Consider the following 26,684-nt stretch of genomic DNA (forward strand, 5'->3'; position numbering starts at 1 on the left):
ATTTATCTTTTTTTATTTTTAAACTTGTAGATTGCTAGAATCCAAAATCAATCATATCTTCGGCAATACTATCAAATGTTTCTTCAGCTTCTTGGGAAACTTGGTTCCATCTTGTCTCTCCCCAAATTTCAATTCGTTCAGAAACTCCAACAACATGGCAAACTTTTTCTAATTTTGCATGTTCTCTCAATGTTTGAGGAATATTGATTCTTCCTTGTTTATCTATTTCACATTCAACAGCAGCTGAGTAAAAGAATCTTGTAAAAGCACGAGCTTCTTTCTTTGCTAACGGAAGTTGTTTGAGCTTTTCTTCAAGAGCAGACCATGATTCTTGCGGGTATCCAAACAAACATCCATCTAATCCACGAGTAAGAATAAACTTCTCACCTAAATCAGATCGAAACTTTGATGGCATGATTAAACGACCTTTGGCATCAATGTTGTGCTTGTGTTCACCCAATAACATAGCTGTCTCACCCCAAACTCCAATTAGATATTTTTAGTCTACCACAATGCCCCACTTTCCTCCACATTTATTCAAAAAAAGACATAAATCTTTTTGATTACAGCTTGATTAATTTTAATTACTTAAATGCTTATATTCCTATACTGAATTTCATGTGGGGAATTTTCCCAAATTATTAAACAAAAAAAGCGAAAAAGAGACAAAATTGTCTCTTTTTCGCTTTTTTTGTTTAACCAATCTTAAAATTATTTCCAAACAATATTTAAACTATTATTTCCTAAATTAGAAAGAACCTTACTTTTTAGTTAGTCAGACTTTTTTAAGTCTTTTTCAAGTCACTATTATATTAGCTGTAACCAAACTGTAATAAGTTAATATAGAACTGATAAAAACAAAACGCCAATATGTTTTAAAAAAACTTTTATATAAAATCTCACCCTTTTTTGCCGCAATAACTAAAAGTACGATAATCCCTAAACTAAATATAAAAATTAAAAAATATGGAATTACAGAAAATCCATAGGTTAACTCACTAAGAATATGAATCCCTAAAAATAAAAAAGGAACCAACAGATCTGGCAACTTAATAGCTGAATGTTGCCTTTTAAAATGATGTTGCGTTTTCTTACTGAAAAAAATCAATAAAAAGAGCGGCAAACAGTACAGTATCAGTTTTCCTATTACTAAAGAAGTTTCGGACTCCATTTCATCCCACCTTTTAAATATGTATATGCCTTACTTAATATCTAGTTACTTATTAGATTACATTACCATAAAAAACACTCTTTTTAAATTTAACGTAATTTCAGCTTTTTGTATACTCCTAATTAAGTACTAGTTTAAAAATCAAAAAACCCCCATTGAGCCATGGTCTCAATAAGGGTTTTCAAATCATCTCGTGATGAAATTTGCAAAAAATTAAGCTTCTTTGCTGATTACTTCTTTACCATCGTAATGTCCACATGATGCACAAACGTGATGGCTTTTTTTCAATTCGCCACAGTTAGGGCATGCGTTCATACCTGGAACTTCTAATTTAAAATGAGTACGACGTCTGTTTTTCTTAGCTTTTGATGTTCTTCTTGCTGGTACTGCCATTCCTTACACCTCCTTAAAAATTGCTTCTCTACACAAATTTGTGCTAAAAAGAAGCGTATAATACATACTTATTTCTGATTATCAGATTCGTCTTTAAACAAATCTTTCAAACCAGCAAAACGAGGATCCACAGTTTCTGATTTCTGTGTTTCTAAATCTGAAATGTATTCATCTTCAGAAACGACCAGCCAATCATTTCCACTAGGCATTTCTTGCCCTTCTATCTCCTCTTGCGTAAAGACTTGCAATGGAAGATTTAACAAAACTGCATCCGTGATAGCTTCAGATAGATCAATCATATCTTTATCTAAAAGAATGACTGTTTCTTCCTCATTATCTATTTTAGATCCAGGAGTAGCAGAAGGCGGAATATAGATTTCATCTATTCCAATTGACATAGGGAACAAAACTGGTTTTAGTGATCTTGCAGAGGGTAGTGTCACATTTAATGAAACAACCATATGAAGCAAGATTTCTTTTTCATGAACAATGAGTGTTCCTTCTAAGTTAATCGGAGAAACATCCATTAATTCCTTTTCTCGATTCATCAACGGTTTTTTTAAGTCAACAGTTTCCGAGAAAACTAACGGCTCATTGCGGTATTTTTGCAATTCGTTTAATGACCATTTCATTTTACATCACTCCTAAAGCAACAAAGATTATTATACTAGTGAATGAACCCTTTGTCAATGTATTTTACCTTACAGTCTTTTCTTGCTAAGCATTGTTTTCATACGTATTTTCAAAATGAAAATTTTATCGGCTGACGATAATAATCTTGTTCTTTTATTAAACCCAACTGACCCATTTGATAAATCTTACCCGCTTTTATATCCAATGCCCATAAATTTTTATTCTTTTTGGTTACATTAGTCATTAAAGGTATCGCCAAATCTTTCTTTACTTCTTTCAAGTACTTTCTTCCTAATAAGCTGAACCCTAGTAAATGAACAGCTTTTGGGTTTTTCAGTTCCTTGACCATATCTTCTTTTTTTAATTGAAGCAAAATGTACACACACATTCGTTGCAATCGAGTCCATGATACACGTTTATTTTTAACTAACGAAATAAACTGCTCAAAACTATTGGCTTCTTGAATACATTCTTTTAAGCGATATTCAATTCCTTCTGTTACTTGATAAATCGACTGGAGTTCCTCCAAAGACTGAACTTCTATTTGATATTTTAAATAAGGCCAATAGTTTTCCCAGCTAACAAGCGGATTGGCCGCTATTAATTCCAAACTGCTTATTGGCATACTTGCCTTTATTTCTTCAAGAGGGAAAGTTTTTTGTTTGGTCTCCAACAATTTTTTTCGAATAGCTGTAGCACTTGAAAAGTTTTGCTCAATTAATTCTTTGTCATGATAATCCGATCCAATCCGTGTCAGTGTATAAAGCTTCATCGGTTTTTCATACAGTAGATTTTCTTTTGCATAGGCTAGTCCTAAAATATTATTTGGTGTAGATAGAGCGATGGGCTGATCCGGAAGAAGCTCTTTAAGAACTTGTTCCATTCGTGAAGCATATGTTTGTCCTTGGTTTTTATTTTCTTTAAACCGTTGGTTAATAGTTGCTGTATTCTGATTTAAAAATTGAGCTAGTTTTTGGTAATCTGACCCTTTTCCTGATTCAGAGCCAAAGCAGATTGCATCACATTTCATAGCTTGCAGTAATCCAACGGCTCCTTTGGCAAAATAATCAGCTGGTTGCGCACTAAAAGCTACTGGTAGTTCAATCACTATATCGGCTCCAGCTGCTAACGCCATTTGTGTCCGAGCCCATTTGTCTACAATAGCTGGTTCGCCACGTTGTAAGAAATTCCCACTCATTACAGCAATAATCATATCCGCACCCGATAACTCCCTAGCTTTTTTCAAATGATACACATGACCATTGTGCAATGGATTATATTCTACAACTACACCACAACTCTTCATCATTTAAAGACCTCTCTTTAACTGGTTACTTTAGCTTGTTTTAAGCAGGTTAAAAAAGCTTCTCCGTATTTTTCTAATTTGTTTTCTCCTACACCTTTTACTGTCAACATTTCGGTTTCGTTTTGAGGCATTAAGACACACATTTGATGCAAGGTTTCATCTGAGAAAATAACATAAGGTGGAACTTTCTGTTCCGTTGCGAATGCACGTCTTAGTTCTCTTAATTGATCGAATAAAGCATCATCTACTGCTACTTTTTGTGCAACTTTTGCTTGTTTTCTGGTAACAGACAGTTCTCCTTTTAAAACAGCAACAGCTTTTTCTGTTAATTTTAAAATAGGATATTGCCCATCAGTAGGCGCTAAATATTTTTCAGCCGTTAAATAATCAATCAATTGGGTCACATCTTTTTGAGGCACCCCTTTCATCAATCCATAAGTTGAAAGATCTTCAAAATGCCATTGCGTGACTTTCTTATCTTTTGAGCCAGTCAATACTTTCATGATGAGAGACTTTCCATACGTTTGACCCATTCGCTTAACACAAGATAAAACTTTTTGAGTCTCCAACGTAATGTCTGCAACTTCACGATCATCTAAACAATTGCTGCACCTTCCGCAATCCTCACAGTTGTCGCCAAAATATTCGACAATGTACCGCTGCAAACAAATTTGAGTTGATCCATACTGGGCCATTTCTCTTAATTTTCGGTATTCTTGATTTTTTAATTCTTCCGTCATCTCTGATTGATCGATAAAGAATTTCTGAATTTGCATATCTTGAGGAGAAAATAATAAAATCGCATCACTTGGCAGTCCATCTCTACCTGCACGTCCAGCTTCTTGGTAATAAGCTTCAATATTTTTTGGAATCTGGTAATGAATAACAAAACGGACATTGCTTTTATCAATTCCCATACCAAATGCATTTGTTGCTACCATTACCGTTACTTCATCATATAAAAATTTTTCTTGCCAGCTATTACGTTCAGCTTCTTTTAACCCACCATGATACTTACCAGCCTTAATTTTTTTGGCATTTAGCAGTTCATAGATCCGCTCTACTTCTTTTCGTGTGCTAGCGTAGACAATCCCAGATTGCCCCTTATTCACTGTTAAATAATCCATTAAGAATCGGTTGCGTTCTTGTCCTTTAATAACTTGAAAAGCTAGATTATCACGCTCAAATCCTGTTTTCACTCGATTATCAGGAAGAATACCTAATAAATTTAAAATATCATTTGAGACAATAGGCGTTGCCGTAGCTGTTAAAGCTAACACGACAGGTCGATAATCCAACTGTAGGATTGATTCTCCTAAAGATAAGTAACTTGGCCTAAAATCATGCCCCCACTGAGAAATACAATGCGCTTCATCAATAGCTATCATTGAAATATTTATCGTATGCATCAAATAAAAAATTTCTTCCGTTTGAAAACGCTCAGGAGCAACATAAATCAACTTATACTCTCCATTCACTGCTTTTTTTAAACGTACATTCATCTCTGTAGCAGTTAACGTACTATTTAAATAAGTAGCCGGTATACCTACTTCTGTTAATGCATCTACTTGATCCTTCATCAATGATATAAGCGGTGAAACAACTATTGTCACTCCTTCAAATACTAGAGAAGGAATCTGGTAACAAAGGGATTTCCCCCCGCCTGTTGGCATAATGGCTAACGTATCTTTTCCTTGTAAAACTTTTTCAATAACTTCTTTTTGTCCTGTTTTAAATTCTGTAAAACCATATGTCTCTTGGAGCACTTGATAGGCCTTTGTTAACAATGTATCTCTCCTTTCGATAGAAATCATTATGTAAAAAAACAGAAAAATCTTAATCGATTTTTCTGTTTTCCATTAAAAAGGTTTCATTCATAAGCCATTTATTTCGTACAAACAAAAAACCAACGTGGACTTTCTTCGGTTACTTCAGTATCCCCGAAATCAGCACTTACTTCAATTGAAGAAAAACCAGATTTTGAAAGCATATTTTTGTACTGTTCGATTGAATAGGTTCGTTCTTTATGTGTTTCATCATAGCGTTCATATAGATCTAATTCTTCATCATAAACAAAGAATGTTAGGTCATGTTCGACAGAATGAGGTTCTTCACCCGCATAACTTTTCCATAAGAAACTAATATCTTCAGATTGATCGTTAAACATATATCCTGGAAATACGTTATCCGTTTGATAGGTCGAATGAACATCAAATAAAAATATTCCTGGTTCTGTCAATACGTTGTAGACTTGTTGAAAAACTTTTGACACTGCTTCTTCATTTGGCATGTAACATAATGAATCTGAAAAACACGTAACAGCTTCATACTGTCCAATGTCAGATAGTTCCATCATGTCTGCTTGAATTAAGGGTAGATCTACTTTTTCTGCAATTGCTCGTTCATTTGCTAAACTCAGCATATTGTCAGATAAATCTAGTCCTGTCACAGTATAGCCTCTTTTAGAGAGCGCTACGGCTAGCGCACCCGTTCCACAAGCAAGTTCCAACACATTTGTTTTTTTATTTTGAAGGTACTTATCAACAAATTGCCCCCAACGATCATAAAGGGATTCATCCATAATCGCATCATATACTTGTGCAAATGTTTGATAACTCATTGAAATTAGACCATTTTAGTGATGGCTACCAACGGAGCATCACTCCATAATTTTTCAAGATTATAGAATGAACGTTCTGAATAGTGGAAAACATGGACAACTACATCTCCAAGGTCAATTAGCAACCATTTAGATGAATCACGTCCTTCAACTCTTCTTACATCAATTCCAGCTTCTTCAGCTTTATCAATGATTTCTTCAGAGATAGCTTTAACTTGTTTTTCACTATTACCGTGCATAACAATAAAATAATCTGCTAAAATAGAAATTTTACTAACGTCCATCGCGATGATGTCCTCTGCTCTTTTATCATCTGCTGCCTTTACAACCAATTCTACTAATTCTATACTTTCAGTTACCATGTTGTTCCTCCTAAGGATTTGCTACCCATTTATTATAAGTAGCAATTGTTTTTGGATAAATTTTCCTGTTTTTTTCAATCAAATGCTGCAAGGTTTGTTTTGTTTCATATTGAACTGCTTCTTGTAGATTTTCTGCTGCAATTTTACGAGCTTTTTCTACACTAGGAAAATTTCTACCAGGTTCGATATAATCAGCAACGTAAATAACTTGTTCTAAAACCGTCATTTCTTCTGCACCTATTGTGTGATGCTTAATAGCATTTAGAATATCTGAATCAGATATTCCTAATTCATGTTCAACTAGAAACGCACCTAATGGTCCATGCCAAATATTGCTTCCGTATTCCAGCAATTCTAAATCAAACTGTTCGCGATAAATTAAATCATGCATCTCTTTATCGCTGCGTTCTTTGGCATAATCATGCGTTAATGCAGCAATACTAGCTGCTTCAGTTGAGGCACCATATTTTTCTGCTAATTGAACAGCTGTTTGCTCTACACCTAAAACATGCTGAAACCGTTTTTGGCTCATTTGACTTTGAACAGCTTGGATTAATTCGCTTCTTGTAAGTGTTGTGTATTTTTTCGAATACCTTAAACGATTCATTTTATCTTCCATTTTGATACAGCCCTTCGCGCCAAATATACTCTAGCGTTTTTCTAGGGATTAAATAATTTACTGGACAGTTCATTTCTAAATTTTTACGTAAAGAAGTAGAACTGATATCCATTGAAGGTACATCTACCCAAATAATTGGATAAGGACTAAGAAGATTATATCCTGGGCGATTAACTCCCACAAATTCTACAAGCTGAGCTAATTCTTCTATTTTATACCATTTTGGTAAGTACTCCACCATATCTCCGCCAATAATAAAATAATAATCTGTATCAGGATGCTCTTCCTTCAATTTCACTATTGTATCATAAGTATAGCTTTTTCCACCGCGTTCAATTTCAGCTTTTTCAACATCAAATCTTTGATTGCCTTCGATGGCTAGTTCAACCATATGAAGTCTATGATTAGCTTCAATTGCTTTTTTTTCATCTTGATGTGGCGGATTGGCACTTGGCATGAAATAGATTTTTTCTAACCCCAATTGATGGCAAACTTGATCTGCAATAATCAAGTGTCCAATATGAGGAGGATTGAATGTGCCTCCAAGAATGCCAACTCTTTTTTTTTGTTGGATGTCAAATTCAATTTCTGTTGCCAATTGAGTTCTACTATTAGAAAAAGATTGCCTTTTCAAGCTAATCACCTTTCTTCCCAAAAATATACTAATCTAAAAGGTTTGTTATTTTGCTCGTGGAATTTCATTCGAAATACGTTGATATTTTTCTTGATTAGATTTCTTAAATAACACAATAACACGACCAATTACTTGTACTGCATCACAGCCAATTTCTTGTTCAAGAACAGCTGCTACATCTTCAGCTATTTCATCTGTATTTTGTAATAAACCTACTTTGATTAATTCTCTTTTTTCTAAAGCTTCATTAATTTGTACGATAACTTCTTTATTCAATCCATTTTTCCCAATTTGAAAAATAGGATTTAAATGATGTGCTTTGCTTCTTAAAAAACGTTTTTGTTTACCTGTTAACTTCATTTTTATTCACTCCATTAAGACCATAGCGATCTCTTCTACTTTATTTCTACTCTGTTATATTATATTAAAGATTTTCGAATAAGGACATCTATACCTTTTGGTGCCCATCCAGCTACAACACATCCAGGCTCATTAACTGTTACCCAACCAAGGCCCGCAAAGACTATATCAGCTTTTTCTTTAACAGAAAATTCAAATCGAACTAATTCAGGAAATCCATCAACCTCATCTTCACGAGGTGGTTGCAATAACTTACCTACTTGTTTTTGATACAATTCATCCGCTTTTTCTAACTTAGTACGGTGGATATGCAAATCATTAGACACAAAACAAGTAAAGGAATGTCTTGCTCCTTTTAAGTAATCAAAACGAGCGACTCCACCAAAAAATAAAGTTTGCCCTTCATTTAATTGATAAACGATCGGTTTGATCTCTTTTTTAGGTGCAATCAACTTCAAATCTTTGTCTCCTAAAACATGAGCCATTTGATGACGATGGATAATTCCTGGTGTATCGATTAAGTTTTTGCCGTCATCTAAAGGAATTTCTATCCGATCAAGTGTTGTTCCAGGAAATTGAGAAGTCGTAATCAAATCTTGTACACCAGCAGTTGATTTAATGATCTGGTTGATTAATGTCGATTTCCCAACATTGGTAACCCCAACTACAAATACATCGCGTCCTTTACGATGTTTCTCAATAGCATCAAGCAAGATTTCCATCTCAGCAGGTTTCATGGCGCTAGTTAGTAAAACATCTTCTGGACGTAACCCTTCCTCATGAGCCCGTTCACGTAACCATTGCGTCATTTTACCACGCTTCAATGATTTAGGAAGTAAGTCTACTTTATTCCCAACTAGCAATACTGGATTTTTCCCAACAAAACGGTGTAGTCCAGGTATCAAACTGCCATTGAAGTCAAAAATATCAATTACATTTACAATTAATGCATCTTCCGAACCCAGTTCATTTAATAATTTCAGAAAATCATCATCAGTTAGTTGAACATCTTGAATTTCATTATAATGGCGCAATCTGAAACACCGTTGACAATAGACTTCACCTTTTTCTAACCCTTTTTCTAAGGCTGAAGCTGGTGTATATCCTACAGCCTCTTTATCCGTTGTTTGAATAATAGCTCCGCACCCAATACACCGGATCTCTTCCTCATTATTTAATTCTTTTGTCGTCATTTATTGACTTCCTCCATCTCATAGTTGGATCTTTTTTGATCATGTAGTTCATAATATGCAGCTCCATAAAACGGTTAAATCGAGTATTCCAAGCATCTGTATTTAGTATCGGTCTTACTAATACATTACGTATCCCCGCAAGGTTTGCTCCCCAAATATCCGTCATAATCTGATCGCCGACCATAATGATCTCATCAGTGGATAGATTTAATTTTTTACTCGCTCTTTTAAACCCAATCGTCGTTGGTTTTAAAGCTCTCGAAATATAGTCTAGTTGCAATACATTTGCAACTCGCTCCACACGTGTTGCTTTATTATTAGAAAGAATCACTACAGGAATACCAGCTTCTTCCATAAGGCTGATCCACTCAATCAATTCTGCGGTCCCATCCGGATTATTCCATGCAATCAAAGTATTGTCCAAGTCTGCTAAGACAGCTTTGACATTTTGTTCTTTCAATTGTTCTGGTGTTATATGGTAAATCGCTTCTACCATATAAGTCGGTTTAAATACCTTTAACATTTTTTCACCCTACTCATTAAAATAGGAGTACCTCTTACAGTACTCCTAAAGTTTACTATTTACTTAATTATACGCCAAATTATTAAAAAAACAATCATTAGCGGTCTTTTTTAGGCTAATTCTCATGTGCCAGATTTTTTAACCTTATAAAGAACAGCTACAAATTTTTTCATTTAATTTATTTGCAAAAATACTTCATGAAGTTCATTCAATGCTAGTTTCAAGTTTTTTTCTTCAATAAGAATCCAGATGGTGGTATAGCTATCGGCAGATTGGTAGATAGCTATGTTCAATTTTGCCATTGCTGTTACAATTTTAGCAGTCACACCTGGGACTCCCGTTATTCCTGCGCCTACAATTGCTACCTTCGCACAATTTTCGTGAGTTGTAAAGATCACATTATGTTCATCCAATAACTGTTTGGCTCTTTCACTAATCTGTTGTGGTAAAGTGAAAACTATTTTACCAGGGAATATATTGATGAAATCTAAACTAAAACCGGATTGAGCTAAGAGATTGAACAATGACTCCTGCAGCTTTTCGTTTGTTTCAATCGTAAATTGCACTAAATGAGATACGTGAGCAATTCCTGTCACTAGTCGTTGTGGGATGTTTCGATTTTCTGAATGTGTGATCAATGTTCCCACATCGGTTACAGTTTCATAAGTTGAACGAATCCGAACCGGTATCCCTGCTTGTTGTGCGATTTCAACCGCTCTCGGATCAATGACTTTTGCTCCTTCATGAGCCATATTACTAACTTCGTTATAACTTACTACTTGTAAGAATTGAGCATTTTCTACTAACCTAGGATCTGCTGTCATCATTCCAGAAACATCTGTAAAAATATCAATGCTTTCTGCTTTAAAAGCAGCACCTAGCAAAGCAGCAGTGGTATCACTACCCCCGCGACCAATTGTTGTGACATGTCCATTATCACTTACTCCTTGAAAACCAGCTACTACAGCAACATCTTTTGTTTTAAACTGCTCATTTATAGTTGCAGTATCGACCCTTATCACTTTTGCCTGTCCGTAATCTTCATTGGTTCGAATACCAGCACTTTGTCCCGTTAAACCGACTGCATTGATGCCATTCTTTTTTAATTGATTTGTAAAAACTGCTGTTGAAATCGTCTCTCCAACGGACAACAGCATGTCTCGCTCTCTTAGGTCTAAGTAGCTTCTTTCTCCATCAATCAAGTTTAATAAAGAATCTGTTGCATATGGATCGCCCATTCTTCCAATTGCGGACACCACAACAATAACTTTATAACCTAATGAGACAGCATGTTCAATGTGTTTTTCAGCTGCTAATCGACTTTCTTCATTTTTTACTGATGTACCGCCAAATTTTTGAATTAAAATTTTCATTGTTTACCATCCTTTAAATCTGTTTAGCTGCACTAAATACAGCATACCTATTAAGTACGTTTTTTAATTAGAAATTTAGATTTAGCATTCCTGCTTTATTATAGCGAAGACATTCTTTAGTTTCAATTATCTTACGAATTTCATAGAACAATTTAGATTTTTTTTGCTATACTAATAATGGTTACACAATAAAATAAGCAATGAAAGAGTCAACAAATTATCACATTCACTTAAAAGGGGCTTATACTAATGTATTTAAAAGAAGTTTGTTTAGAAAATTATAGTTTTATTCCTAAAGCCATTGCTCAAGGAGCAACCAGAATTGAATTATGTGATTACTTGATTAGTGGGGGAACAACTGTAAGCAAAGGTGTCATGCATGAAGCAGCTGCTTATTGCGCTGAAAAAATGATTCCATTGATGGCTATGATCCGTCCACGTTCAGGTGATTTTATTTACAATGATAGCGAACTGAAAATTATGGGATATGACATTATCGAAGCCCGTAATTTAGGATTAGATGGCATTGTATTAGGTTGTCTGACCAGCGACCATTTGATTGATGAAGATGCTATGGAACAATTACTAGAAGAAGCCTACGGACTACAAGTAACATTTCATATGGCTTTCGATGCTATACCCGTTGAAAAACAATTTGAAGCTATTGACTGGTTAGCTGAACATGGCGTCCAAAGAATTTTAACTCATGGTGGAGATTTAAGTTTGCCTATTGAAGAAACACTCCCTCACCTTAAAGAATTAGTTGATTACGCGAAGGATCGTATTCTTATTCTTCCTGGTGGAGGCATCACTAGTGAAAATGCTGATTCTATCCAACAATACCTTGGCGTTACAGAATTACATGGTTCAAAAATAGTTGGCGAACTTTAAACCCATATTTCCATCGGCAGTAAATGATCATGCTTGCTCAGAGACATGTTCTGCTTAAAAAATACAAACTAAAAAAAGACAGAACATGTTGTTCTGTCTTTTTTAGTTGCTTTGTACTTGGATACCTTCTCGTTCAACACTAAATTGTCGTACATCCCAATCTGTAAAGGTTTCTTTTAATCGTTGCTCTAGCTCTTTTAATTTCGAATAAGGTACTAAAATCATTACCGTTGATCCTGCGCCGCTTAAAAATGTAGCGTAAGCTCCAGTTTCTTTGGCTAGACTCTGAATTTTAGATAGATGAGGCACCAAATCTTTCCGGTAATTTTCATGCCACAAATCATTTTCTATCATTTCTCCCGCTAAATTCAAATCATTCGCTAAAATTGCTGCAATCATTACATTGCTGATAGAGCTAGCTTTTACGGCTTGCGCATAATCCAATATTTTTGGCAATACATCCCGACTTTCTTTTGTTAATAATTCTTCAATGGGGATAACCGCTAGTATGCCCACATCCGGGAAAACCTGTTTCATTGCATAAACAGAGTCTTGAATTTTGCTGGCTACTACAAAATCACCAAGGATAGCGGGCGCAGCATTATCTGGATGCCCTTCTAAGTTAGAAGCCAAGGTTACTTTTTCTTTGTCACTCAAATTTAATCCAGCTAATTGATTAGCCATTTCAATACCTGCAATAATTGCTGCTGAGCTGCTTCCTAATCCGCGTGTTGCAGGAATCTCACTTTCCATCCATAATTCTCTAGGCGTAAGCGTTGGAACTAGCGATAAGGCCGTTTGAATTATAAGATTTGTTTCATCGTTTGGTATACTTTCTCCAAGTTGATGGTGAATGATCCAATTGTCCGTTTCAGTCCCTATTTCCAATGTCAAATAGAGGTTTAAAGCTAACCCGCATGAATCAAAACCGGGACCCAAGTTTGACGTTGTTCCTGGTACGATTATTTTCATAATTTTTCAACACCTGCTTGCAAATGTTTTTTCATATCTTCTAAGTCATCCATCTTTGAAATAGGAATTGTCGTCACTTCAAGTGCCGTATCTGGATCTTTCAATCCGTTTCCAGTAAATACACAGACAACAGTTTCACCCTTTATTATGGCTCCGGTTTTAACATCCTTAATCACTCCTGCTAATGAAGCAGCAGATCCTGGTTCAATAAATACACCATCCATTGCAGCAACTTTACGGTAAGCATTAATGATCTCATCATCAGTTACAAAATCAATTTTCCCTTTAGACTCATCTCGAGCGTTCTCCGCTAATTCCCAACTAGCTGGATTTCCAATTCTAATAGCTGTTGCAATTGTTTCAGGATTTTCAATCACTTTTCCTTGTACAATAGCTGCCGCGCCTTCTGCTTCATATCCATGCATTCTTGGTAATCCCGTTTGATTTAATTTATCCCATTCTTTAAATCCTTTCCAGTAGGCAGTAATATTTCCTGCATTACCGACCGGGATAGCTAACACATCCGGTGCCTTCCCAAGATCTTCACATACCTCAAAAGCTGCTGTTTTTTGCCCTTCGATCCGATAAGGATTAACCGAATTAACTAATGTTACAGCTTCTGTTTCAGCCAATTTCCGAACAGATTTCAAAGCTTGGTCAAAATTACCTTGAATCGAAATAATATCTGCTCCATACATGACTGCTTGAGCCAATTTACCTAAAGCAATTTTTCCATCTGGAATGACGATATATGCTTTTAAACCAGCTCGTGTAGCGTATGCTGCAGCTGCAGCGCTGGTATTCCCAGTAGATGCGCAAATAATTGCTTTTGCACCTTCTTCTTTTGCTTTTGCTACGGCCATAACCATTCCACGATCTTTAAATGAACCAGTAGGATTCAACCCTTCGTATTTTCCATACAACTCAATCCCGAGTTCGTTAGAGAGATTTGTTAGTGGAATGAGAGGTGTATTTCCTTCATAGAGAGAAATCATGGGCGTTTTATCTGTGACAGGCAAGTGTTCTTTATATTTTTCAAGTAAACCTTGATACATTATCTTCCCTCCATTACTTTAAAACAAACAAGTAGATCCATATCTCTGGAATCTTTGAGTGCTTTTAAAATTTCTTTTTGTTGAGCTTTATTTATTTCATGCGTCACGATCACTACTTTTGCCGTTTCACTTGAATGTGGTTGCTGAATAATTTGGTCAAAACCGCTATCGCATTGGCTGAATACTTTTGCTAGTGCTAAAAATTGGCCAGTTTTATCTTGCATCTCAATAGCAATATAATATTTATTACTTACTTCAATATCTTGTGCAAGACTTGTTTCATGCTGATAAGAACTAAAAACATTGCCACTCGTACCTAACTGAATATTCTTCGCAACTGTAATTACATCACTGACAATACTATTAGCAGTGGGCAACTCTCCTGCACCAGGGCCATAATACATCGTTTCCCCAACCGCTGCACCAACCACAAAAACAGCGTTATTTTCATTTTGCACACTTGCCAATGGATGATCATCTGGTACAAGGACTGGACCGACATCCACGCTTATATTTTCTTCAATTTGAATTGCCGAACCAATCAATTTGATTTTATAGCCTAATTTTTCAGCCATTTGAATATCTTCTTGTTGTAAATCTCGAATTCCTTTTGTTTCAATTTGGTCTAATTCGACATTCATACCAAAAGCTAAACGCGTCAATATTACCATTTTACGTGCAGCATCTATTCCATCAACATCATTTGTTGGATCACTTTCCGCAAAACCTAATTCTTGAGCTTTTTTTAGAGCTTCTTCATACGTTTTTCCTTCACTCGTCATTTTTGACAGAATAAAGTTCGTTGTTCCATTAACAATTCCAAAAACTTTTTGGATCTCATCTGAAGCAAGACTATCTACTATCGTACGTAAAATTGGAATTCCACCAGCAACACTTGCTTCATAATATAAATCACACTGGTTTGCTTTTGCTAATGCCACCAATTCATTTCCGTGCAGTGCAATTAAATCTTTATTTGCTGTGACAACATGTTTTCCAGCTACCAATGCTTTTTTGATGTACATTTTTGCTTCATCAATACTACCCATAACCTCTACAACAATATCTATTTCTGGGTCATTTATAATCTCGTCGACATCCAGAGTCAACTCAATACCCTCAGCAATTTCACCTCGTTTTTTATCAATATCGCGCACTAAAACTTTTTTTACTTTTAAAGAAACACCGGTCACTTGATTTAATTTAGTTTCATGGTGTTTCAGTATACGCAACACACCACTTCCAACTGTTCCAAAGCCTAAAATCCCTATTTGCAAATGGTTTTTCATTATCTGTCTCCTTTTCCAGCTAAATTATTCCCTGTCATTTATGAGATGTAAGCAATTTTAATCTCATACATTTTTAATTATATGTATTACTAGTATAACGAATATAAAAAAAAATACTAGCTCGAAAATAAACAAAAAAAGACATACAAAAAATTCTTAAAAGAATTTTTTTGTATGTCTTTAACAGGCTATTTTAATCTTGAAGTAATTCAAATATTTCCATAGCAACCAAGTCCACATCATCAAATTGATAAACTTGCTGAGTAGAAGTCTCTAATAATTCAAATGTTTCAGTTTTTGCATCATAAGTAATAACACAACGTTCGTTTCCTTCTTTTTCAAATCGACGAACTTGAACTTCACTTTCTGTATCTTCTAGCATAGCTTCCAATCGGCGAATAATTCCTACTAATTGTGAAGTTGTCATAGTTTCGTGCCCCTTTCAAACTTAACTCAGTAATCATTCTACCAGAATTTTATGTAAAAGACATTAAACTCACTCTATTTTCATAAAAAAATAATCTTTATACAAAAAATGTCGAATCTTTGCAAGAACTTATGTTAATATAGTTGAAATACATTATCAAGAGGGGGCACCAAAGTAATGAATCCATTACAAGAACGTTTTAACAATCAAGTCTATAAAATTGAAGTTTCAGATATCCGTAAATTCGATGAACGCGTGTCACCAATAGAAGGCATGCTTAAATTGACTTTAGGAGCACCAGACTTCAACACACCAGACCATATTAAAGAAGCAGCTATAGAAGCTATTAACAACAATGAGTCACATTATACAGGTATGGCTGGCGATATTCAGTTACGAATGGCAGCTTCTGAATTTCTTAAAAAGAAATACTCACTTTCTTACGATCCTACAAATGAAATCTTAGTAACCATTGGTGCTACTGAAGCTATATCCGCCTCTTTATTAGCTATTTTAAACCCAGGCGATAAAATTTTGGTGCCTTCCCCTATTTTCCCTGGGTATGAACCCTTAATCACTTTAAGCCAAGCAACACCTATTTTTATTGACACGAGTGTAAATGGCTTTGTCTTAACTCCTCAGATGATTGAAGATGCAATGACAGAATATGGTAGCTCTGTAAAAGCAATTATTTTAAACTACCCAAATAATCCGACAGGTGTAACTTACACGCGAGAAGAAATCAAAGCTCTAGCTGTAGTCCTAAAAAGACATGGCCTATTTGTTATTAGCGATGAAATTTATAGTGAACTAACTTACGATAATGAGCATGTCTCTATTGCCGAGTACTTAAGAGAACAAACGATTTTAATTAATGGTCTTTCAAAGTCACATGCCATGACCGGTTGGAGAATCGGGTTTATCTTTGCGCCAAAAGAACTTACTGCACAAATTATTAAAGTACACCAATATTTGGTTACGTGCGCCACTTCTATTTCTCAAAAAGCTGCTTTAGCTGCTTTAACTGTTGGAATAGATGATGCCCTTCCTATGAAAAAAGAATACCAGAAGAGAAGAGATTATCTTTTTGAAGAGTTGATTCAATTAGGATTTGAAGTAGCACGTCCTAATGGCGCTTTTTATCTTTTTGCAAAAATTCCGAAAGAGTACAATCAAAATAGCATGAAATTTTGTGTGGATTTAGCTGAAAAAAATAAGCTAGCTTTAATTCCCGGTTCAGCTTTTGGAGACGCCGGTGAGGGTTATATCCGTCTAAGCTATGCTGCCAGCATGGAAAACTTAGTAGAAGCTGTTGAACGATTGAAAAGCTATATAGTTTCTCATACGAAAACTGTATAGTTTTTCAAAAAAGTACACTAGTCCATAAGCAAATGGTGCATAGGACTGGCGTACTTTTTATTTCTCTTTTAATACTCTTTATGGGCGTTTTCCATCTGGCCACCATAACTTAATAATAGCTTGCGTTCCATCATTTTCAAAACCATTTAGTGCTAAGTCTTCATACAGTTGTTTAGCTAAACGTGTAGAAGGCAAATCTAAATTCATCTTCTCAGACTCATCTAACGCAATTTTCAAATCCTTGATAAAGTGTTTTACAAAAAAACCAGCTGTGTAATCTTCTTTAAGAATTCTTGGTCCGTAATTTGATAATGACCAATTTTGTGCACTTCCTCCACCAACAGTATCCAAGACTTTGTCAAGATCTAAATCTGCAGCATTAGCATAAGCTAAAAGTTCTGCCATTCCCATCATTGTGCCGGCAATCATAATTTGGTTCGCCATTTTTGTATGCTGTCCACTACCCGCTCCACCTTGTAAATTTACTTTAGCAGAAAATACGTTAAAAATAGGTTTTACTTTCTCATAAGTACTTTCTTCTCCGCCAACCATCACAGTCAACGTCCCATTCTTAGCGCCCAGATCTCCTCCAGATACCGGAGCATCTAGAACTTCAATCCCTCGCTTTTTACCTTCTTGATACACTTTTTGAGCTAATGTAGGTGTACTTGTTGTCATATCCACTAAAATATGGTTTTGTGTTGCTGTTTTAAAGATTCCTTCTTCACCAAAGTAGATTTTTTCTACATCTTGCGGATACCCAACAATCGTAAAAATGATTTCACTCTTAGCCGTTACATCAGCTGGCGAGTCAGCCCATTTAGCCCCTAACTGAATCAATTCATCAGCCTTACTCTTTGTGCGGTTGTATACTGTTACGGCATAGTCAGCTGCTAATAAGTGTTCGACAATCGAAGAACCCATAACCCCAATTCCAATAAATCCGATAGCTTTTGTCATTTGCATCCTCTCCCTTAACTTAAATTAATTCTAGTATATCAGTTCTAATAAGAAGAACGCATTCATTTTGATGAAATAATTACAAAAAAAGCACAAGAATCCATTAGATTCTTGTGCTTAACTGTTTCTATTTAGTGTACGCTTCAACAAGTGTTACAACTTCATCAGCAGTATCACAATCATTGATTGCTTTATCAGCTAATTCAGCCATTTGTTTTGTATCTAAACGTTTCATTAGACTACGTGTTTTAAGAATACTTGAAGCACTCATAGAAAATTCGTCTAGTCCTAATCCTACAAGAAGTGGCACTGCTGTTTGATCTCCAGCCATTTCTCCACACATACCAGTCCATTTTCCTTCTTTATGAGAAGCATCAATAACATTTTTGATTAAACGTAAAATTGATGGGTTATATGGTTGGTACAGATAAGAAACGCGTTCGTTCATACGGTCAGCAGCCATAGTGTATTGAATCAAATCATTTGTACCAATACTGAAGAAATCAACTTCTTTAGCAAATTTATCTGCAATAACAGCAGCAGCAGGAATTTCAATCATGATACCTACTTCGATATCATTTGAAACATCTACGCCTTCACTTACTAATTTAGCTTTTTCTTCCATAAGCATTCCTTTAGCTTGACGGAACTCTTGTAAAGTCGCGATCATTGGGAACATAATACGTAATTGTCCAAAAACAGACGCACGTAACAATGCACGCAATTGCGTTCTAAACATGTCCGGTTGTGCTAAACAAATACGAATTGCACGGTACCCTAGAAAAGGATTCATTTCGTGTGGCAATGTTAGATAAGGCAATTCTTTGTCGCCACCAATGTCCATGGTACGGACAACAACAGCTTTACCTTCCATACCTTCTAAAACTTCTTTATAGGCTTCAAACTGAGCTTCTTCTGTAGGAAAATCAGGCGAATCCATATAAAGGAATTCTGTACGGTATAACCCAACAGCTTCCCCACCGTTACTTTTTACTCCTACTAAATCTTTTGGAGTACCAATATTTGCAGCTAGTTCAATGTGCTTTCCATCTGCAGTAATTGTTGGTTGATCTTTTAATTTATCCCACTCAGCTTTTTGATCAGCAAAAGCTTTAGCTTTTGTTTCGTAAGTTGCAACATCTGTTGATTCAGGGTGAACGATTACATCGCCTTCTAAACCATCAATGATAATAAGATCTCCTTCTTTAACAAAAGAAGTGATTTCTTTCGTTCCTACAATTGCAGGAATTTCTAACGAACGAGCCATAATAGCTGAATGCGAAGTACGTCCACCAATGTCAGTAACAAAAGCTTTGACAAATTGACGGTTTAATTGAGCAGTATCACTTGGTGTTAAGTCGTGTGCAACCACGATCACTTCTTCATCAATCATTGAAGGATTAGGAAGTTTGACACCTAACAAGTGGCTCAATACACGTTTAGTAACATCTTTAATATCAGCTGCACGTTCTTGCATGTAAGGATTATCTTCCATGCCTTCAAACATACCAATAAACATATCCGTTACTTCTTTTAAACCGCTCTCTGCGTTGATTTTGTTGTCAACGATTGAACTTTCGATGCTCCCGATTAATTCTGGATCAGAAAGAACCATTAAATGAGCATCAAAAACTTGGGCCTCTTTTTCGCCTAAAGATTCTGCTGCTTTAGATCGAATGATCTCAAGTTCTTTTGATGCTTCGTTTAATGCCGATTTTAAGCGGTCAATTTCTGAATCAGAGTTCTCAACTGAAATTTTGTTGAAAGTTAAATCGGGTTCAGTTAGTAAGTAAGCTTTTGCTACTGCAATACCGTCACTTGCTGCGATCCCTTTTAATTTTTCAACCATTATTCAGCTAAGCCTTCTTTCTTCATTGTTTCTTCGATTCCAGCAAGAGCTTCAGCTTCGTCTGAACCATCAGCAGAAATAGTTACATCAGCGCCTTGGCCAACACCTAAAGACATAACACCCATGATTGATTTTAAGTTTACTGATTTACCTTTATATTCTAAGTTGATATCTGAGCTATATTTGCTTGCTGTTTGTACTAATAAAGTTGCTGGACGTGCATGGATACCTGTTTCAGCTACTACGTGAAATTCGCGTTTTTCCATAATTAAAAATCCCCTTTAATAAAAATTATTTTTGAGAACTACATCCAGTTTTAACTGTCAATAACATTCTTTTCAGTAAAACATTTGATACAGCCCTTACAATTTACTAGAATACCACTTTTTGCTCATTTAAACAACTATTATTTCCTAATTTTGATTTGTTACTCTTTAGTTTGACCTATACCGATAAATGATATTCCCATTATGCAGAGCTTCTCCAATAATCTGGTCTTTTTTTTCATGATTGATCCAAATTTCGCGAAAAATCATAAAATCTTTTTTTTCAATTGTTACATTATCCACTTTACCTTGAACTAATTGATCCGTCATCATTTGCAGTTCTTCTTTTGTCATTTTAAAAACATCCTTGCTTTATTTTTTATTTTATCTTGAATATAAATAGTCTAATGGAAAATACTGAAAATTTATAGTATCAATTACTTGAAAGCAAAAAAAGGTCAGTGTATAATAATAATCATGAAAGGTCAGTAATGGTCAATTAATTGCTTGGTCTTTTATTTTCCTAACTAACCGATTATATGAAAGGTTGTGCTGAAATGTTATGTCAAAATTGTAACCAACGTGAAGCAACTATCCATTTATATACCAATATGAATGGTCAAAAAGGTCAATTAGATGTTTGCCAAAATTGTTATCAACTTATCAAAGATGCACAAAACCGTGGAGAAATTAGAAACAATCGCACACCACAAGACCCATTTGGTTTTGGTAACTTAGATCAATTTTTCCGTTCAATGCAAAACGCACAAAACAATAATTTCCAAAAAAATAATCCTGACGTCCCTCCAACTCAAAATGGATCTGGAGGACAGCCACCTATCAACAAGAAACCTGGTCTTTTAGGTGAATACGGAACAAATTTAACTGAAGCTGCTCGATCAGGTGCCATTGATCCCGTTATAGGGCGTGACAAGGAGATTGAACGCGTAATTGAAATTTTAAATCGCCGTACTAAAAACAATCCTGTCTTAACTGGAGAACCTGGTGTTGGTAAAACAGCTGTTGTAGAAGGCTTAGCACAGAAAATTGTTGACGGCGATGTTCCTCAAAAATTATTGGGTAAAGAAATTATTCGATTAGATGTCGCTTCACTGGTTCAAGGAACTGGTATTCGTGGACAATTCGAGGAGCGGATGCAACAATTAATGGATGAATTGAAGAAAAATCCACAAATTATTTTGTTTATTGATGAAGTTCATGAAATTGTTGGAGCCGGAAGTGCAGAAGGAAGTATGGATGCTGGAAATATGCTTAAACCAGCTCTTGCACGTGGCGAATTGCAAATGGTTGGAGCAACAACTTTAAGAGAGTACCGTACAATTGAAAAAGACGCTGCATTAGAACGTCGTATGCAACCTGTACGTGTAAGCGAACCGTCGGTTGAAGAGACGATTACCATTCTTAAAGGATTGCAAAAAAAATACGAAGATTATCATCACGTTCATTACACTGATGAAGCAATCACAAGCGCTGTAAATCTTTCTAATCGCTACATTCAGGATCGTTTTTTGCCGGATAAAGCAATCGATTTGTTAGATGAATCTGGTTCCAAAAAGAACCTGACGATACAAGTCGTTGATCCTAAACAACTAGAAGATAAAATCGCAGAAGCTGCTCAACAAAAACAATTAGCTTTACAACAAGAAGATTATGAAAAAGCTGCTTTTTATCGTGATCAAGCTAAAAAATTCTCTACTATGCGTGATCAGCAAAAACCAGATTCAGATGAACCAACCGTAACGGAACAAGATATGATTGAAATCATTGAAATGAAAACGAATATTCCAGTAGGCGAATTAAAAGAAAAAGAACAAGAACAATTGCGTAATTTAGGAGAAGATCTGAAGAAACATGTTATTGGACAAGATGAAGCAATTGAAAAAGTTTCTAAAGCTATTCGTAGAAATCGAATAGGGTTTAATAGTAAAAATCGTCCAATCGGTTCTTTCCTTTTCGTTGGACCTACAGGGGTCGGAAAAACTGAATTAGCTAAACAATTAGCGCTAGAACTTTTCGGTAGTAAAGATTCTTATATTCGTTTTGACATGAGTGAATATATGGAGAAACATAGTGTTTCTAAATTGATTGGTTCTCCTCCAGGATATGTTGGCTATGATGAAGCTGGTCAATTGACTGAAAAGGTTCGCCACAATCCTTATAGCCTTATTTTATTAGATGAAATCGAAAAAGCTCATCCAGATGTTCTTCATATGTTCTTACAAATTCTAGACGATGGCAGATTGACCGATGCTCAAGGACGTACAGTGAGCTTCAAAGATACCATTATTATTATGACAAGTAACGCGGGTACTGGTAACGTAGAAGCAAGTGTAGGTTTTGGTGCTGCCGCTTCTGGTACTCAAAAATCTGTGTTAAATCATTTAACGGATTACTTCAAACCCGAGTTTATTAACCGTTTTGATGGAATCGTTGAATTTAACTCACTTACAAAAGAAAACTTATTGTATATTGTAGATTTATTGATAGCAGATGTGAATGATATGCTCGAACATCAAGGTATATCCATAGAAGTTGATCAGTCTGCTAAAGAAAAATTAGTTGAATTAGGTTATGATCCAAATCTAGGTGCTCGTCCATTACGTCGTGTCATCCAAGAACAAATTGAAGATCGTATTGCTGATTTTTATCTTGACTACCCTTCTGTAAAAGAATTAGTTGCAAAAACAGACCAAGAAGGAAATTTAATTGTAGAGGCAAAAGAACCTATTTTAAAAGAAACTATTGTTGAAGAAATTGAAGAACCAGATACTGAAGATCAATTCTAACTTAAACTATGAGAAGAGCTCACAATCAAGTAATCAAATCTTGATTGTGAGCTTCTTTTATTGATTTTATCCTATAATGATTTTTTCAGTTGGGTAATGATAATTTTTATCATCTTTATGCTTAGGAATTAACAGCATTAACATATACAACATGCCTATTCTTCCAATAAACATTAGCACAATAATAATCAATTTGCCTACTACTGTAAGAGTAGGCGTTATTCCTAATGACAATCCTGTTGTTCCAAACGCCGAAGTCACCTCTACAATGAGCGTAATCAGATCATGTGATTCACTGACACTTAACACCATGATACTGAACAGACACAAAACCATAGACAAAATAAAAACCGTAATTGATTTTTGCACATCGTCTCGCTCAATGCGACGCTTAAATAACGAAACTTGATCATGTCCTCTAATAAAAGAAATTAAGTAAACCATTACAATTGCTAAAGTAGTGGTTCGTATCCCACCACCTACAGAACTAGGACTTGCTCCAATAAACATCAAAATAGAAAACAGCAACAAACTTCCTTCACTAAAATTGCTTAACGACGTTGTCATAAGACCTGCATTTCTAGTGGTTACCGAATAAAAGAAAGAATAAAAAGCACTTTCAGTAAACGACATATCTTTAAAAAATTGATTATATTCTAATAACCAAATACAAAGTGCTCCACCGAATAATAAGATAAAGAAGGAAAACACTGTAATTTTAGTAAATAAAGAAAAACGGAAAGGCAATGTCTTTTTCAATTTATGATACTGTAAAAAATCTTTAACTTCTAATAATACCGGAAAACCGATTCCCCCTACAATGATTAACAACATAATAATGAATTGAACAAAATAATCATCATGAAAAGGAATCAACACTTGCCCTGTAAGGTCTACCCCGACATTTGCAACTGCTGAAAAACTCGTGAAAAATCCTTGGAATAGAACTTCTTTTAATGGCCAATTTGAAAAAAAGAAAAAGTAAATACTTAAAACTAAACCGCCAATAAATTCAAATCCCAGAATGATAAGCACAGTATTACGTATTAATCGAACTGTTCCACTCAGTCTAGGTTGGTTCATATCTGTCATAATCAACTGTCTTTGTTTTAAAGAAACTTTTTTTCTCCTAATGAGCATAAAGGAAGTCGAAACCATCATTACTCCTAAACTTCCTAGCATAAATAAAAATTGCATAAGAATCACACCGGCTAAATTATAGGTTTCTCCTAAATTAATTGTAGTTAGTCCTGTTACACTAACAGTACTAACAGCTGTAAAAATCAAATCAATAAAAGAGAGTTCCATACCCGGGTTCCTAAATATAGGTAACGCCAAAAGGATGCTAGCAGCTATGACGACAATAAAATAATACAACACAATCAATTGAATAGAAGAAAATTGATTAGACAATCTAGATATAAGTTTATAAATATTCAAATACTAACCTCCTTATGATGGATTAACGTTATCTTTTCTTAACTAGTAGTGTCTATGAAGTTAAAATGTTTTGAATTGTTGTGTTTTTAATTATATAATATTTGTAACCTAACCGGTATAGAAGAGGTGAAAGATTATGAAACTAATAGACGTTACAAATAATCATTCTGAACTAGTAATGGAACAATTAGAAAATACTGATGCTAATTTTGTGAAAGTTTTTTCTCTAGGTCCGACTACTGTTATTTACTCAGGTGCTCCAACGCATAAAGATGTTCTATTACTAAACAAAGTGCGCAATATAAAAAATGCGGAAATCAACTTTGCAATAGAAAATATACTTGAAACAACAGTAGACAATGTTGACATCTTACATGCGCCACATATTGTTGAACTATCTATTCCTGTTTACGAATAATCTTCTGAATTTATAACCAACAAAGCTACATTTCAACTTTAACGGTTACTACTATTTATTTCAAGCGCTCTTTAATGCTCTTTATTATTTTCACAATCAAAAAAAACAAGCCGTTCTAAGTTACATCAGAATGGCTTGTTTTTTTTGAATTTTATAGTAACGACGTTAATTCAACATTCGGATATTTATCTGCAAACCAACGAAGCGCAAATTGATTTTCAAATAAGAACAACGGATTGCCAAAACGGTCACGTACCAATAAATTACGGCTGGAAGACATATTCTCATCCAAATCTTCTGGTTTGATCCAACGTGCAATTTTATTCCCCATTGGCGTCATAATGATTTCTGAATTGTATTCATTTAACATTCGGTATTGAAAAACTTCAAATTGCAATTGTCCTACTGCTCCAACAATATAATCTTCCGTATGGAATGTTTTGTACAATTGAATAGCTCCTTCTTGAACCAGTTGTTGTACACCTTTATGGAATGATTTTTGTTTCATAACATTTTTAGCTTGAACTTTCATGAACATTTCTGGAGTGAATTGAGGAAGTTTTTCATATTCTATATTTAATTTATCTCCAAAAATCGTATCTCCTATTTGGAAATTCCCAGTATCATAAAGCCCAATAATATCCCCTGCTACAGCGTGTTGTACAACTTCGCGTGTTTCAGCCATAAACTGGGTTGAATTTGATAGTTTCATTTTTTTATTTGTTCTCGCTAAAGTAACATCAATTCCACGATCAAAAATGCCTGAACAAATACGGACAAAAGCAATTCGATCTCGATGAGCAGGATTCATATTAGCTTGAATTTTAAATATAAAACCAGAGAATTCATTTGTTGTCGGTTCAATTTTTTCACCATCCGTTGCAGTGTGAGCTGTTGGACTTGGTGCAAAATTAATAAACGTATTTAAGAATGTTTCTACTCCAAAATTAGTTAATGCTGACCCAAAGAATACCGGTGTTAATTTTCCAGCAGCAATTTTTTCTTCGGAAAATTCATTACCTGCTTCATTCAATAATTCAATATCCTCTAAAGCTTGAGTATATAAACTAGAAGCTTTAAGAGGATGATCGCCTTCTATTTCCCCATCTTTATTCAATTTAATGACTTTTTGTCCATTTAAACCATTAATTTCAGGACGATGCACTTCAATCGTTTTGTTGTAGTTATCATAGAGACCTAAAAGACCTTTTCCCATACCGATAGGCCAATTCATTGGATAAGAATCAATCTCAAGTACTTCTTCCAATTCTTCTAATAGATCAAGTGGTTCTCTTCCATCACGGTCCAATTTATTAATGAACGTGAAAATCGGAATGCCACGCATACGACAAACTTTAAATAATTTTTTTGTTTGAGGCTCAATACCCTTTGCACTGTCAATAACCATCACTGCGCTATCAACGGCCATCAATGTTCGATACGTGTCTTCAGAAAAATCTTCATGTCCTGGTGTATCTAAAATATTAATTCTTTTGCCTTTATAATCAAACTGCATCACAGAACTGGTTACAGAAATACCCCGTTGTTTCTCAATTTCCATCCAATCTGATTTAGCAAATTTTCCGGATTTTTTCCCTTTTACCGTACCAGCTTGACGAATTGCTCCACCAAATAACAATAATTGTTCGGTGATGGTCGTTTTACCTGCATCCGGATGGGAAATAATTGCAAATGTTTTTCGTGATTCTACTTCATCTTTTAAATAGCTTTCCATTCATTATCCCTCATTTAAGTCTTTTTTAT

At 35.1% G+C, this 26,684-nt stretch carries 28 protein-coding genes; 4 read left to right on the forward strand and 24 right to left on the reverse strand.

Annotated features, from left to right (window positions below; translation table 11 throughout):
- Positions 1-34: 34 nt before the first annotated feature.
- From mraZ to dapG, 14 genes are all read right to left on the reverse strand, one after another.
- Positions 35-466, reverse strand: a complete 432-nt coding sequence (mraZ, locus tag ACKI3H_RS11565) for a division/cell wall cluster transcriptional repressor MraZ (RefSeq protein ID WP_350450317.1) — start codon at positions 464-466, stop codon at positions 35-37.
- Positions 467-796: 330 nt separating this feature from the next.
- Positions 797-1,171, reverse strand: a complete 375-nt coding sequence (locus ACKI3H_RS11570; RefSeq protein ID WP_407372398.1) for a DUF3397 domain-containing protein — start codon at positions 1,169-1,171, stop codon at positions 797-799.
- A 213-nt stretch (positions 1,172-1,384) separates the two neighbouring features.
- Positions 1,385-1,564: a 50S ribosomal protein L32 gene (gene rpmF, locus ACKI3H_RS11575; RefSeq protein WP_007723076.1), complete on the reverse strand. Its 180-nt coding sequence runs from the start codon at positions 1,562-1,564 to the stop codon at positions 1,385-1,387.
- Between the two features lie 68 nt (positions 1,565-1,632).
- Positions 1,633-2,196 carry a YceD family protein gene (locus tag ACKI3H_RS11580; RefSeq protein ID WP_407372399.1) on the reverse strand — a complete coding sequence of 188 codons (564 nt, stop codon included), beginning with the start codon at positions 2,194-2,196 and terminating at the stop codon, positions 1,633-1,635.
- Between the two features lie 110 nt (positions 2,197-2,306).
- The gene (locus tag ACKI3H_RS11585; protein ID WP_407372400.1) at positions 2,307-3,506 is read right to left on the reverse strand and encodes a nucleotidyltransferase; all 1,200 of its coding nucleotides are present in this window, start codon (positions 3,504-3,506) and stop codon (positions 2,307-2,309) included.
- Between the two features lie 14 nt (positions 3,507-3,520).
- A complete protein-coding gene (recQ, locus tag ACKI3H_RS11590; RefSeq protein ID WP_407372401.1) occupies positions 3,521-5,317 on the reverse strand; it encodes a DNA helicase RecQ in 1,797 nt (598 codons plus the stop codon).
- 71 nt (positions 5,318-5,388) lie between these two features.
- The gene (locus tag ACKI3H_RS11595; protein ID WP_407372402.1) at positions 5,389-6,123 is read right to left on the reverse strand and encodes a class I SAM-dependent DNA methyltransferase; all 735 of its coding nucleotides are present in this window, start codon (positions 6,121-6,123) and stop codon (positions 5,389-5,391) included.
- A 5-nt stretch (positions 6,124-6,128) separates the two neighbouring features.
- Positions 6,129-6,485 (reverse strand): ribosome silencing factor, encoded by a 357-nt coding sequence (gene rsfS / locus ACKI3H_RS11600; RefSeq protein ID WP_407372403.1) that lies wholly within the window; start codon positions 6,483-6,485, stop codon positions 6,129-6,131.
- Between the two features lie 10 nt (positions 6,486-6,495).
- Complete coding sequence (gene yqeK, locus ACKI3H_RS11605) at positions 6,496-7,104, reverse strand: bis(5'-nucleosyl)-tetraphosphatase (symmetrical) YqeK (RefSeq protein WP_407372404.1); 609 nt, start codon at positions 7,102-7,104, stop codon at positions 6,496-6,498.
- Positions 7,094-7,738: a nicotinate-nucleotide adenylyltransferase gene (locus tag ACKI3H_RS11610; RefSeq protein WP_407372405.1), complete on the reverse strand. Its 645-nt coding sequence runs from the start codon at positions 7,736-7,738 to the stop codon at positions 7,094-7,096. The genes yqeK and ACKI3H_RS11610 overlap by 11 nt, the downstream gene beginning before the upstream one ends.
- A gap of 45 nt (positions 7,739-7,783) precedes the next feature.
- Entirely contained in the window at positions 7,784-8,098 is a 315-nt protein-coding gene (gene yhbY / locus ACKI3H_RS11615; RefSeq protein ID WP_089978457.1) for a ribosome assembly RNA-binding protein YhbY, read from the reverse strand.
- A gap of 59 nt (positions 8,099-8,157) precedes the next feature.
- A complete protein-coding gene (gene yqeH, locus ACKI3H_RS11620) occupies positions 8,158-9,291 on the reverse strand; it encodes a ribosome biogenesis GTPase YqeH (RefSeq protein ID WP_407372406.1) in 1,134 nt (377 codons plus the stop codon).
- Entirely contained in the window at positions 9,269-9,814 is a 546-nt protein-coding gene (locus ACKI3H_RS11625) for a YqeG family HAD IIIA-type phosphatase (protein ID WP_407372407.1), read from the reverse strand. Before ACKI3H_RS11625 ends, yqeH begins: the two co-directional genes overlap by 23 nt.
- 173 nt (positions 9,815-9,987) lie before the next feature.
- Positions 9,988-11,187: an aspartate kinase gene (dapG, locus tag ACKI3H_RS11630; RefSeq protein ID WP_407372408.1), complete on the reverse strand. Its 1,200-nt coding sequence runs from the start codon at positions 11,185-11,187 to the stop codon at positions 9,988-9,990.
- Positions 11,188-11,436: 249 nt separating this feature from the next.
- On the opposite strand from dapG, the gene ACKI3H_RS11635 reads away from it, so the two are divergent.
- On the forward strand, positions 11,437-12,078 hold the full coding sequence (locus ACKI3H_RS11635) for a copper homeostasis protein CutC (protein WP_407372409.1): 642 nt from the start codon (positions 11,437-11,439) through the stop codon (positions 12,076-12,078).
- 102 nt (positions 12,079-12,180) lie between these two features.
- Here ACKI3H_RS11635 and thrB read toward each other — a convergent pair whose 3' ends face one another.
- The 4 genes from thrB to ACKI3H_RS11655 all read right to left on the reverse strand — a co-directional run bounded on the left by thrB (position 12,181) and on the right by ACKI3H_RS11655 (position 15,821).
- Positions 12,181-13,050, reverse strand: coding sequence for a homoserine kinase (thrB, locus tag ACKI3H_RS11640; RefSeq protein WP_407372410.1), 870 nt, complete (start codon positions 13,048-13,050; stop codon positions 12,181-12,183).
- On the reverse strand, positions 13,047-14,105 hold the full coding sequence (gene thrC / locus ACKI3H_RS11645) for a threonine synthase (RefSeq protein WP_407372411.1): 1,059 nt from the start codon (positions 14,103-14,105) through the stop codon (positions 13,047-13,049). Before thrC ends, thrB begins: the two co-directional genes overlap by 4 nt.
- On the reverse strand, positions 14,105-15,394 hold the full coding sequence (locus tag ACKI3H_RS11650; protein WP_407372412.1) for a homoserine dehydrogenase: 1,290 nt from the start codon (positions 15,392-15,394) through the stop codon (positions 14,105-14,107). The genes thrC and ACKI3H_RS11650 overlap by 1 nt, the downstream gene beginning before the upstream one ends.
- A 193-nt stretch (positions 15,395-15,587) precedes the next feature.
- The gene (locus ACKI3H_RS11655; RefSeq protein WP_007723100.1) at positions 15,588-15,821 is read right to left on the reverse strand and encodes a YkuJ family protein; all 234 of its coding nucleotides are present in this window, start codon (positions 15,819-15,821) and stop codon (positions 15,588-15,590) included.
- A gap of 177 nt (positions 15,822-15,998) precedes the next feature.
- Here ACKI3H_RS11655 and ACKI3H_RS11660 point away from each other — a divergent pair, with 177 nt between their 5' ends.
- Positions 15,999-17,180 (forward strand): pyridoxal phosphate-dependent aminotransferase, encoded by a 1,182-nt coding sequence (locus ACKI3H_RS11660; RefSeq protein ID WP_407372413.1) that lies wholly within the window; start codon positions 15,999-16,001, stop codon positions 17,178-17,180.
- Between the two features lie 78 nt (positions 17,181-17,258).
- Here ACKI3H_RS11660 and ACKI3H_RS11665 read toward each other — a convergent pair whose 3' ends face one another.
- From ACKI3H_RS11665 to ACKI3H_RS11680, 4 genes are all read right to left on the reverse strand, one after another.
- Positions 17,259-18,140 (reverse strand): NAD(P)-dependent oxidoreductase, encoded by an 882-nt coding sequence (locus tag ACKI3H_RS11665; protein ID WP_407372414.1) that lies wholly within the window; start codon positions 18,138-18,140, stop codon positions 17,259-17,261.
- A 127-nt stretch (positions 18,141-18,267) separates the two neighbouring features.
- Complete coding sequence (ptsP, locus tag ACKI3H_RS11670) at positions 18,268-19,989, reverse strand: phosphoenolpyruvate--protein phosphotransferase (protein WP_407372415.1); 1,722 nt, start codon at positions 19,987-19,989, stop codon at positions 18,268-18,270.
- The gene (locus ACKI3H_RS11675; RefSeq protein WP_407372416.1) at positions 19,989-20,255 is read right to left on the reverse strand and encodes a phosphocarrier protein HPr; all 267 of its coding nucleotides are present in this window, start codon (positions 20,253-20,255) and stop codon (positions 19,989-19,991) included. The genes ptsP and ACKI3H_RS11675 overlap by 1 nt, the downstream gene beginning before the upstream one ends.
- A gap of 168 nt (positions 20,256-20,423) precedes the next feature.
- Positions 20,424-20,609 carry a hypothetical protein gene (locus ACKI3H_RS11680; protein ID WP_407372417.1) on the reverse strand — a complete coding sequence of 62 codons (186 nt, stop codon included), beginning with the start codon at positions 20,607-20,609 and terminating at the stop codon, positions 20,424-20,426.
- Between the two features lie 203 nt (positions 20,610-20,812).
- Here ACKI3H_RS11680 and ACKI3H_RS11685 point away from each other — a divergent pair, with 203 nt between their 5' ends.
- Positions 20,813-23,062 carry an AAA family ATPase gene (locus ACKI3H_RS11685; protein ID WP_407372418.1) on the forward strand — a complete coding sequence of 750 codons (2,250 nt, stop codon included), beginning with the start codon at positions 20,813-20,815 and terminating at the stop codon, positions 23,060-23,062.
- A gap of 66 nt (positions 23,063-23,128) precedes the next feature.
- Here the strand turns inward: ACKI3H_RS11685 and ACKI3H_RS11690 are convergent, their stop codons facing one another.
- The gene (locus ACKI3H_RS11690; protein WP_407372419.1) at positions 23,129-24,502 is read right to left on the reverse strand and encodes a TrkH family potassium uptake protein; all 1,374 of its coding nucleotides are present in this window, start codon (positions 24,500-24,502) and stop codon (positions 23,129-23,131) included.
- 136 nt (positions 24,503-24,638) lie between these two features.
- Between ACKI3H_RS11690 and ACKI3H_RS11695 the strand changes: the two genes are divergently transcribed.
- Positions 24,639-24,920: a DUF1827 family protein gene (locus ACKI3H_RS11695; protein WP_407372420.1), complete on the forward strand. Its 282-nt coding sequence runs from the start codon at positions 24,639-24,641 to the stop codon at positions 24,918-24,920.
- A gap of 151 nt (positions 24,921-25,071) precedes the next feature.
- Here the strand turns inward: ACKI3H_RS11695 and ACKI3H_RS11700 are convergent, their stop codons facing one another.
- Positions 25,072-26,655: a peptide chain release factor 3 gene (locus tag ACKI3H_RS11700; RefSeq protein ID WP_407372421.1), complete on the reverse strand. Its 1,584-nt coding sequence runs from the start codon at positions 26,653-26,655 to the stop codon at positions 25,072-25,074.
- Between the last annotated feature and the right edge of the window lie 29 nt (positions 26,656-26,684).

It is taken from the genome of Carnobacterium sp. (genome assembly GCF_045617425.1).
Taxonomy (GTDB): domain Bacteria; phylum Bacillota; class Bacilli; order Lactobacillales; family Carnobacteriaceae; genus Carnobacterium_B.

Excerpts from the sequence above, each read along its gene's own strand:
- thrC (WP_407372411.1), bottom strand. The coding sequence starts at position 14,105 with ATGTATCAAGGTTTACTTGAAAAATATAAAGAACACTTGCCTGTCACA.
- ACKI3H_RS11700 (WP_407372421.1), bottom strand. The coding sequence starts at position 26,655 with ATGGAAAGCTATTTAAAAGATGAAGTAGAATCACGAAAAACATTTGCA.
- thrB (WP_407372410.1), bottom strand. The coding sequence starts at position 13,050 with ATGAAAATAATCGTACCAGGAACAACGTCAAACTTGGGTCCCGGTTTT.
- ACKI3H_RS11570 (WP_407372398.1), bottom strand. The coding sequence starts at position 1,171 with ATGGAGTCCGAAACTTCTTTAGTAATAGGAAAACTGATACTGTACTGT.
- yhbY (WP_089978457.1), bottom strand. The coding sequence starts at position 8,098 with ATGAAGTTAACAGGTAAACAAAAACGTTTTTTAAGAAGCAAAGCACAT.
- ACKI3H_RS11635 (WP_407372409.1), top strand. The coding sequence starts at position 11,437 with ATGTATTTAAAAGAAGTTTGTTTAGAAAATTATAGTTTTATTCCTAAA.
- ACKI3H_RS11625 (WP_407372407.1), bottom strand. The coding sequence starts at position 9,814 with ATGTTAAAGGTATTTAAACCGACTTATATGGTAGAAGCGATTTACCAT.
- ACKI3H_RS11655 (WP_007723100.1), bottom strand. The coding sequence starts at position 15,821 with ATGACAACTTCACAATTAGTAGGAATTATTCGCCGATTGGAAGCTATG.
- ACKI3H_RS11650 (WP_407372412.1), bottom strand. The coding sequence starts at position 15,394 with ATGAAAAACCATTTGCAAATAGGGATTTTAGGCTTTGGAACAGTTGGA.
- recQ (WP_407372401.1), bottom strand. The coding sequence starts at position 5,317 with ATGATTTCTATCGAAAGGAGAGATACATTGTTAACAAAGGCCTATCAA.
- ACKI3H_RS11595 (WP_407372402.1), bottom strand. The coding sequence starts at position 6,123 with ATGAGTTATCAAACATTTGCACAAGTATATGATGCGATTATGGATGAA.
- yqeK (WP_407372404.1), bottom strand. The coding sequence starts at position 7,104 with ATGGAAGATAAAATGAATCGTTTAAGGTATTCGAAAAAATACACAACA.
- ACKI3H_RS11660 (WP_407372413.1), top strand. The coding sequence starts at position 15,999 with ATGAATCCATTACAAGAACGTTTTAACAATCAAGTCTATAAAATTGAA.
- ACKI3H_RS11665 (WP_407372414.1), bottom strand. The coding sequence starts at position 18,140 with ATGACAAAAGCTATCGGATTTATTGGAATTGGGGTTATGGGTTCTTCG.
- rpmF (WP_007723076.1), bottom strand. The coding sequence starts at position 1,564 with ATGGCAGTACCAGCAAGAAGAACATCAAAAGCTAAGAAAAACAGACGT.
- ACKI3H_RS11580 (WP_407372399.1), bottom strand. The coding sequence starts at position 2,196 with ATGAAATGGTCATTAAACGAATTGCAAAAATACCGCAATGAGCCGTTA.
- ptsP (WP_407372415.1), bottom strand. The coding sequence starts at position 19,989 with ATGGTTGAAAAATTAAAAGGGATCGCAGCAAGTGACGGTATTGCAGTA.
- ACKI3H_RS11685 (WP_407372418.1), top strand. The coding sequence starts at position 20,813 with ATGTTATGTCAAAATTGTAACCAACGTGAAGCAACTATCCATTTATAT.
- mraZ (WP_350450317.1), bottom strand. The coding sequence starts at position 466 with ATGTTATTGGGTGAACACAAGCACAACATTGATGCCAAAGGTCGTTTA.
- ACKI3H_RS11680 (WP_407372417.1), bottom strand. The coding sequence starts at position 20,609 with ATGACAAAAGAAGAACTGCAAATGATGACGGATCAATTAGTTCAAGGT.
- rsfS (WP_407372403.1), bottom strand. The coding sequence starts at position 6,485 with ATGGTAACTGAAAGTATAGAATTAGTAGAATTGGTTGTAAAGGCAGCA.
- ACKI3H_RS11695 (WP_407372420.1), top strand. The coding sequence starts at position 24,639 with ATGAAACTAATAGACGTTACAAATAATCATTCTGAACTAGTAATGGAA.
- dapG (WP_407372408.1), bottom strand. The coding sequence starts at position 11,187 with ATGAAAATTTTAATTCAAAAATTTGGCGGTACATCAGTAAAAAATGAA.
- ACKI3H_RS11675 (WP_407372416.1), bottom strand. The coding sequence starts at position 20,255 with ATGGAAAAACGCGAATTTCACGTAGTAGCTGAAACAGGTATCCATGCA.
- yqeH (WP_407372406.1), bottom strand. The coding sequence starts at position 9,291 with ATGACGACAAAAGAATTAAATAATGAGGAAGAGATCCGGTGTATTGGG.
- ACKI3H_RS11585 (WP_407372400.1), bottom strand. The coding sequence starts at position 3,506 with ATGATGAAGAGTTGTGGTGTAGTTGTAGAATATAATCCATTGCACAAT.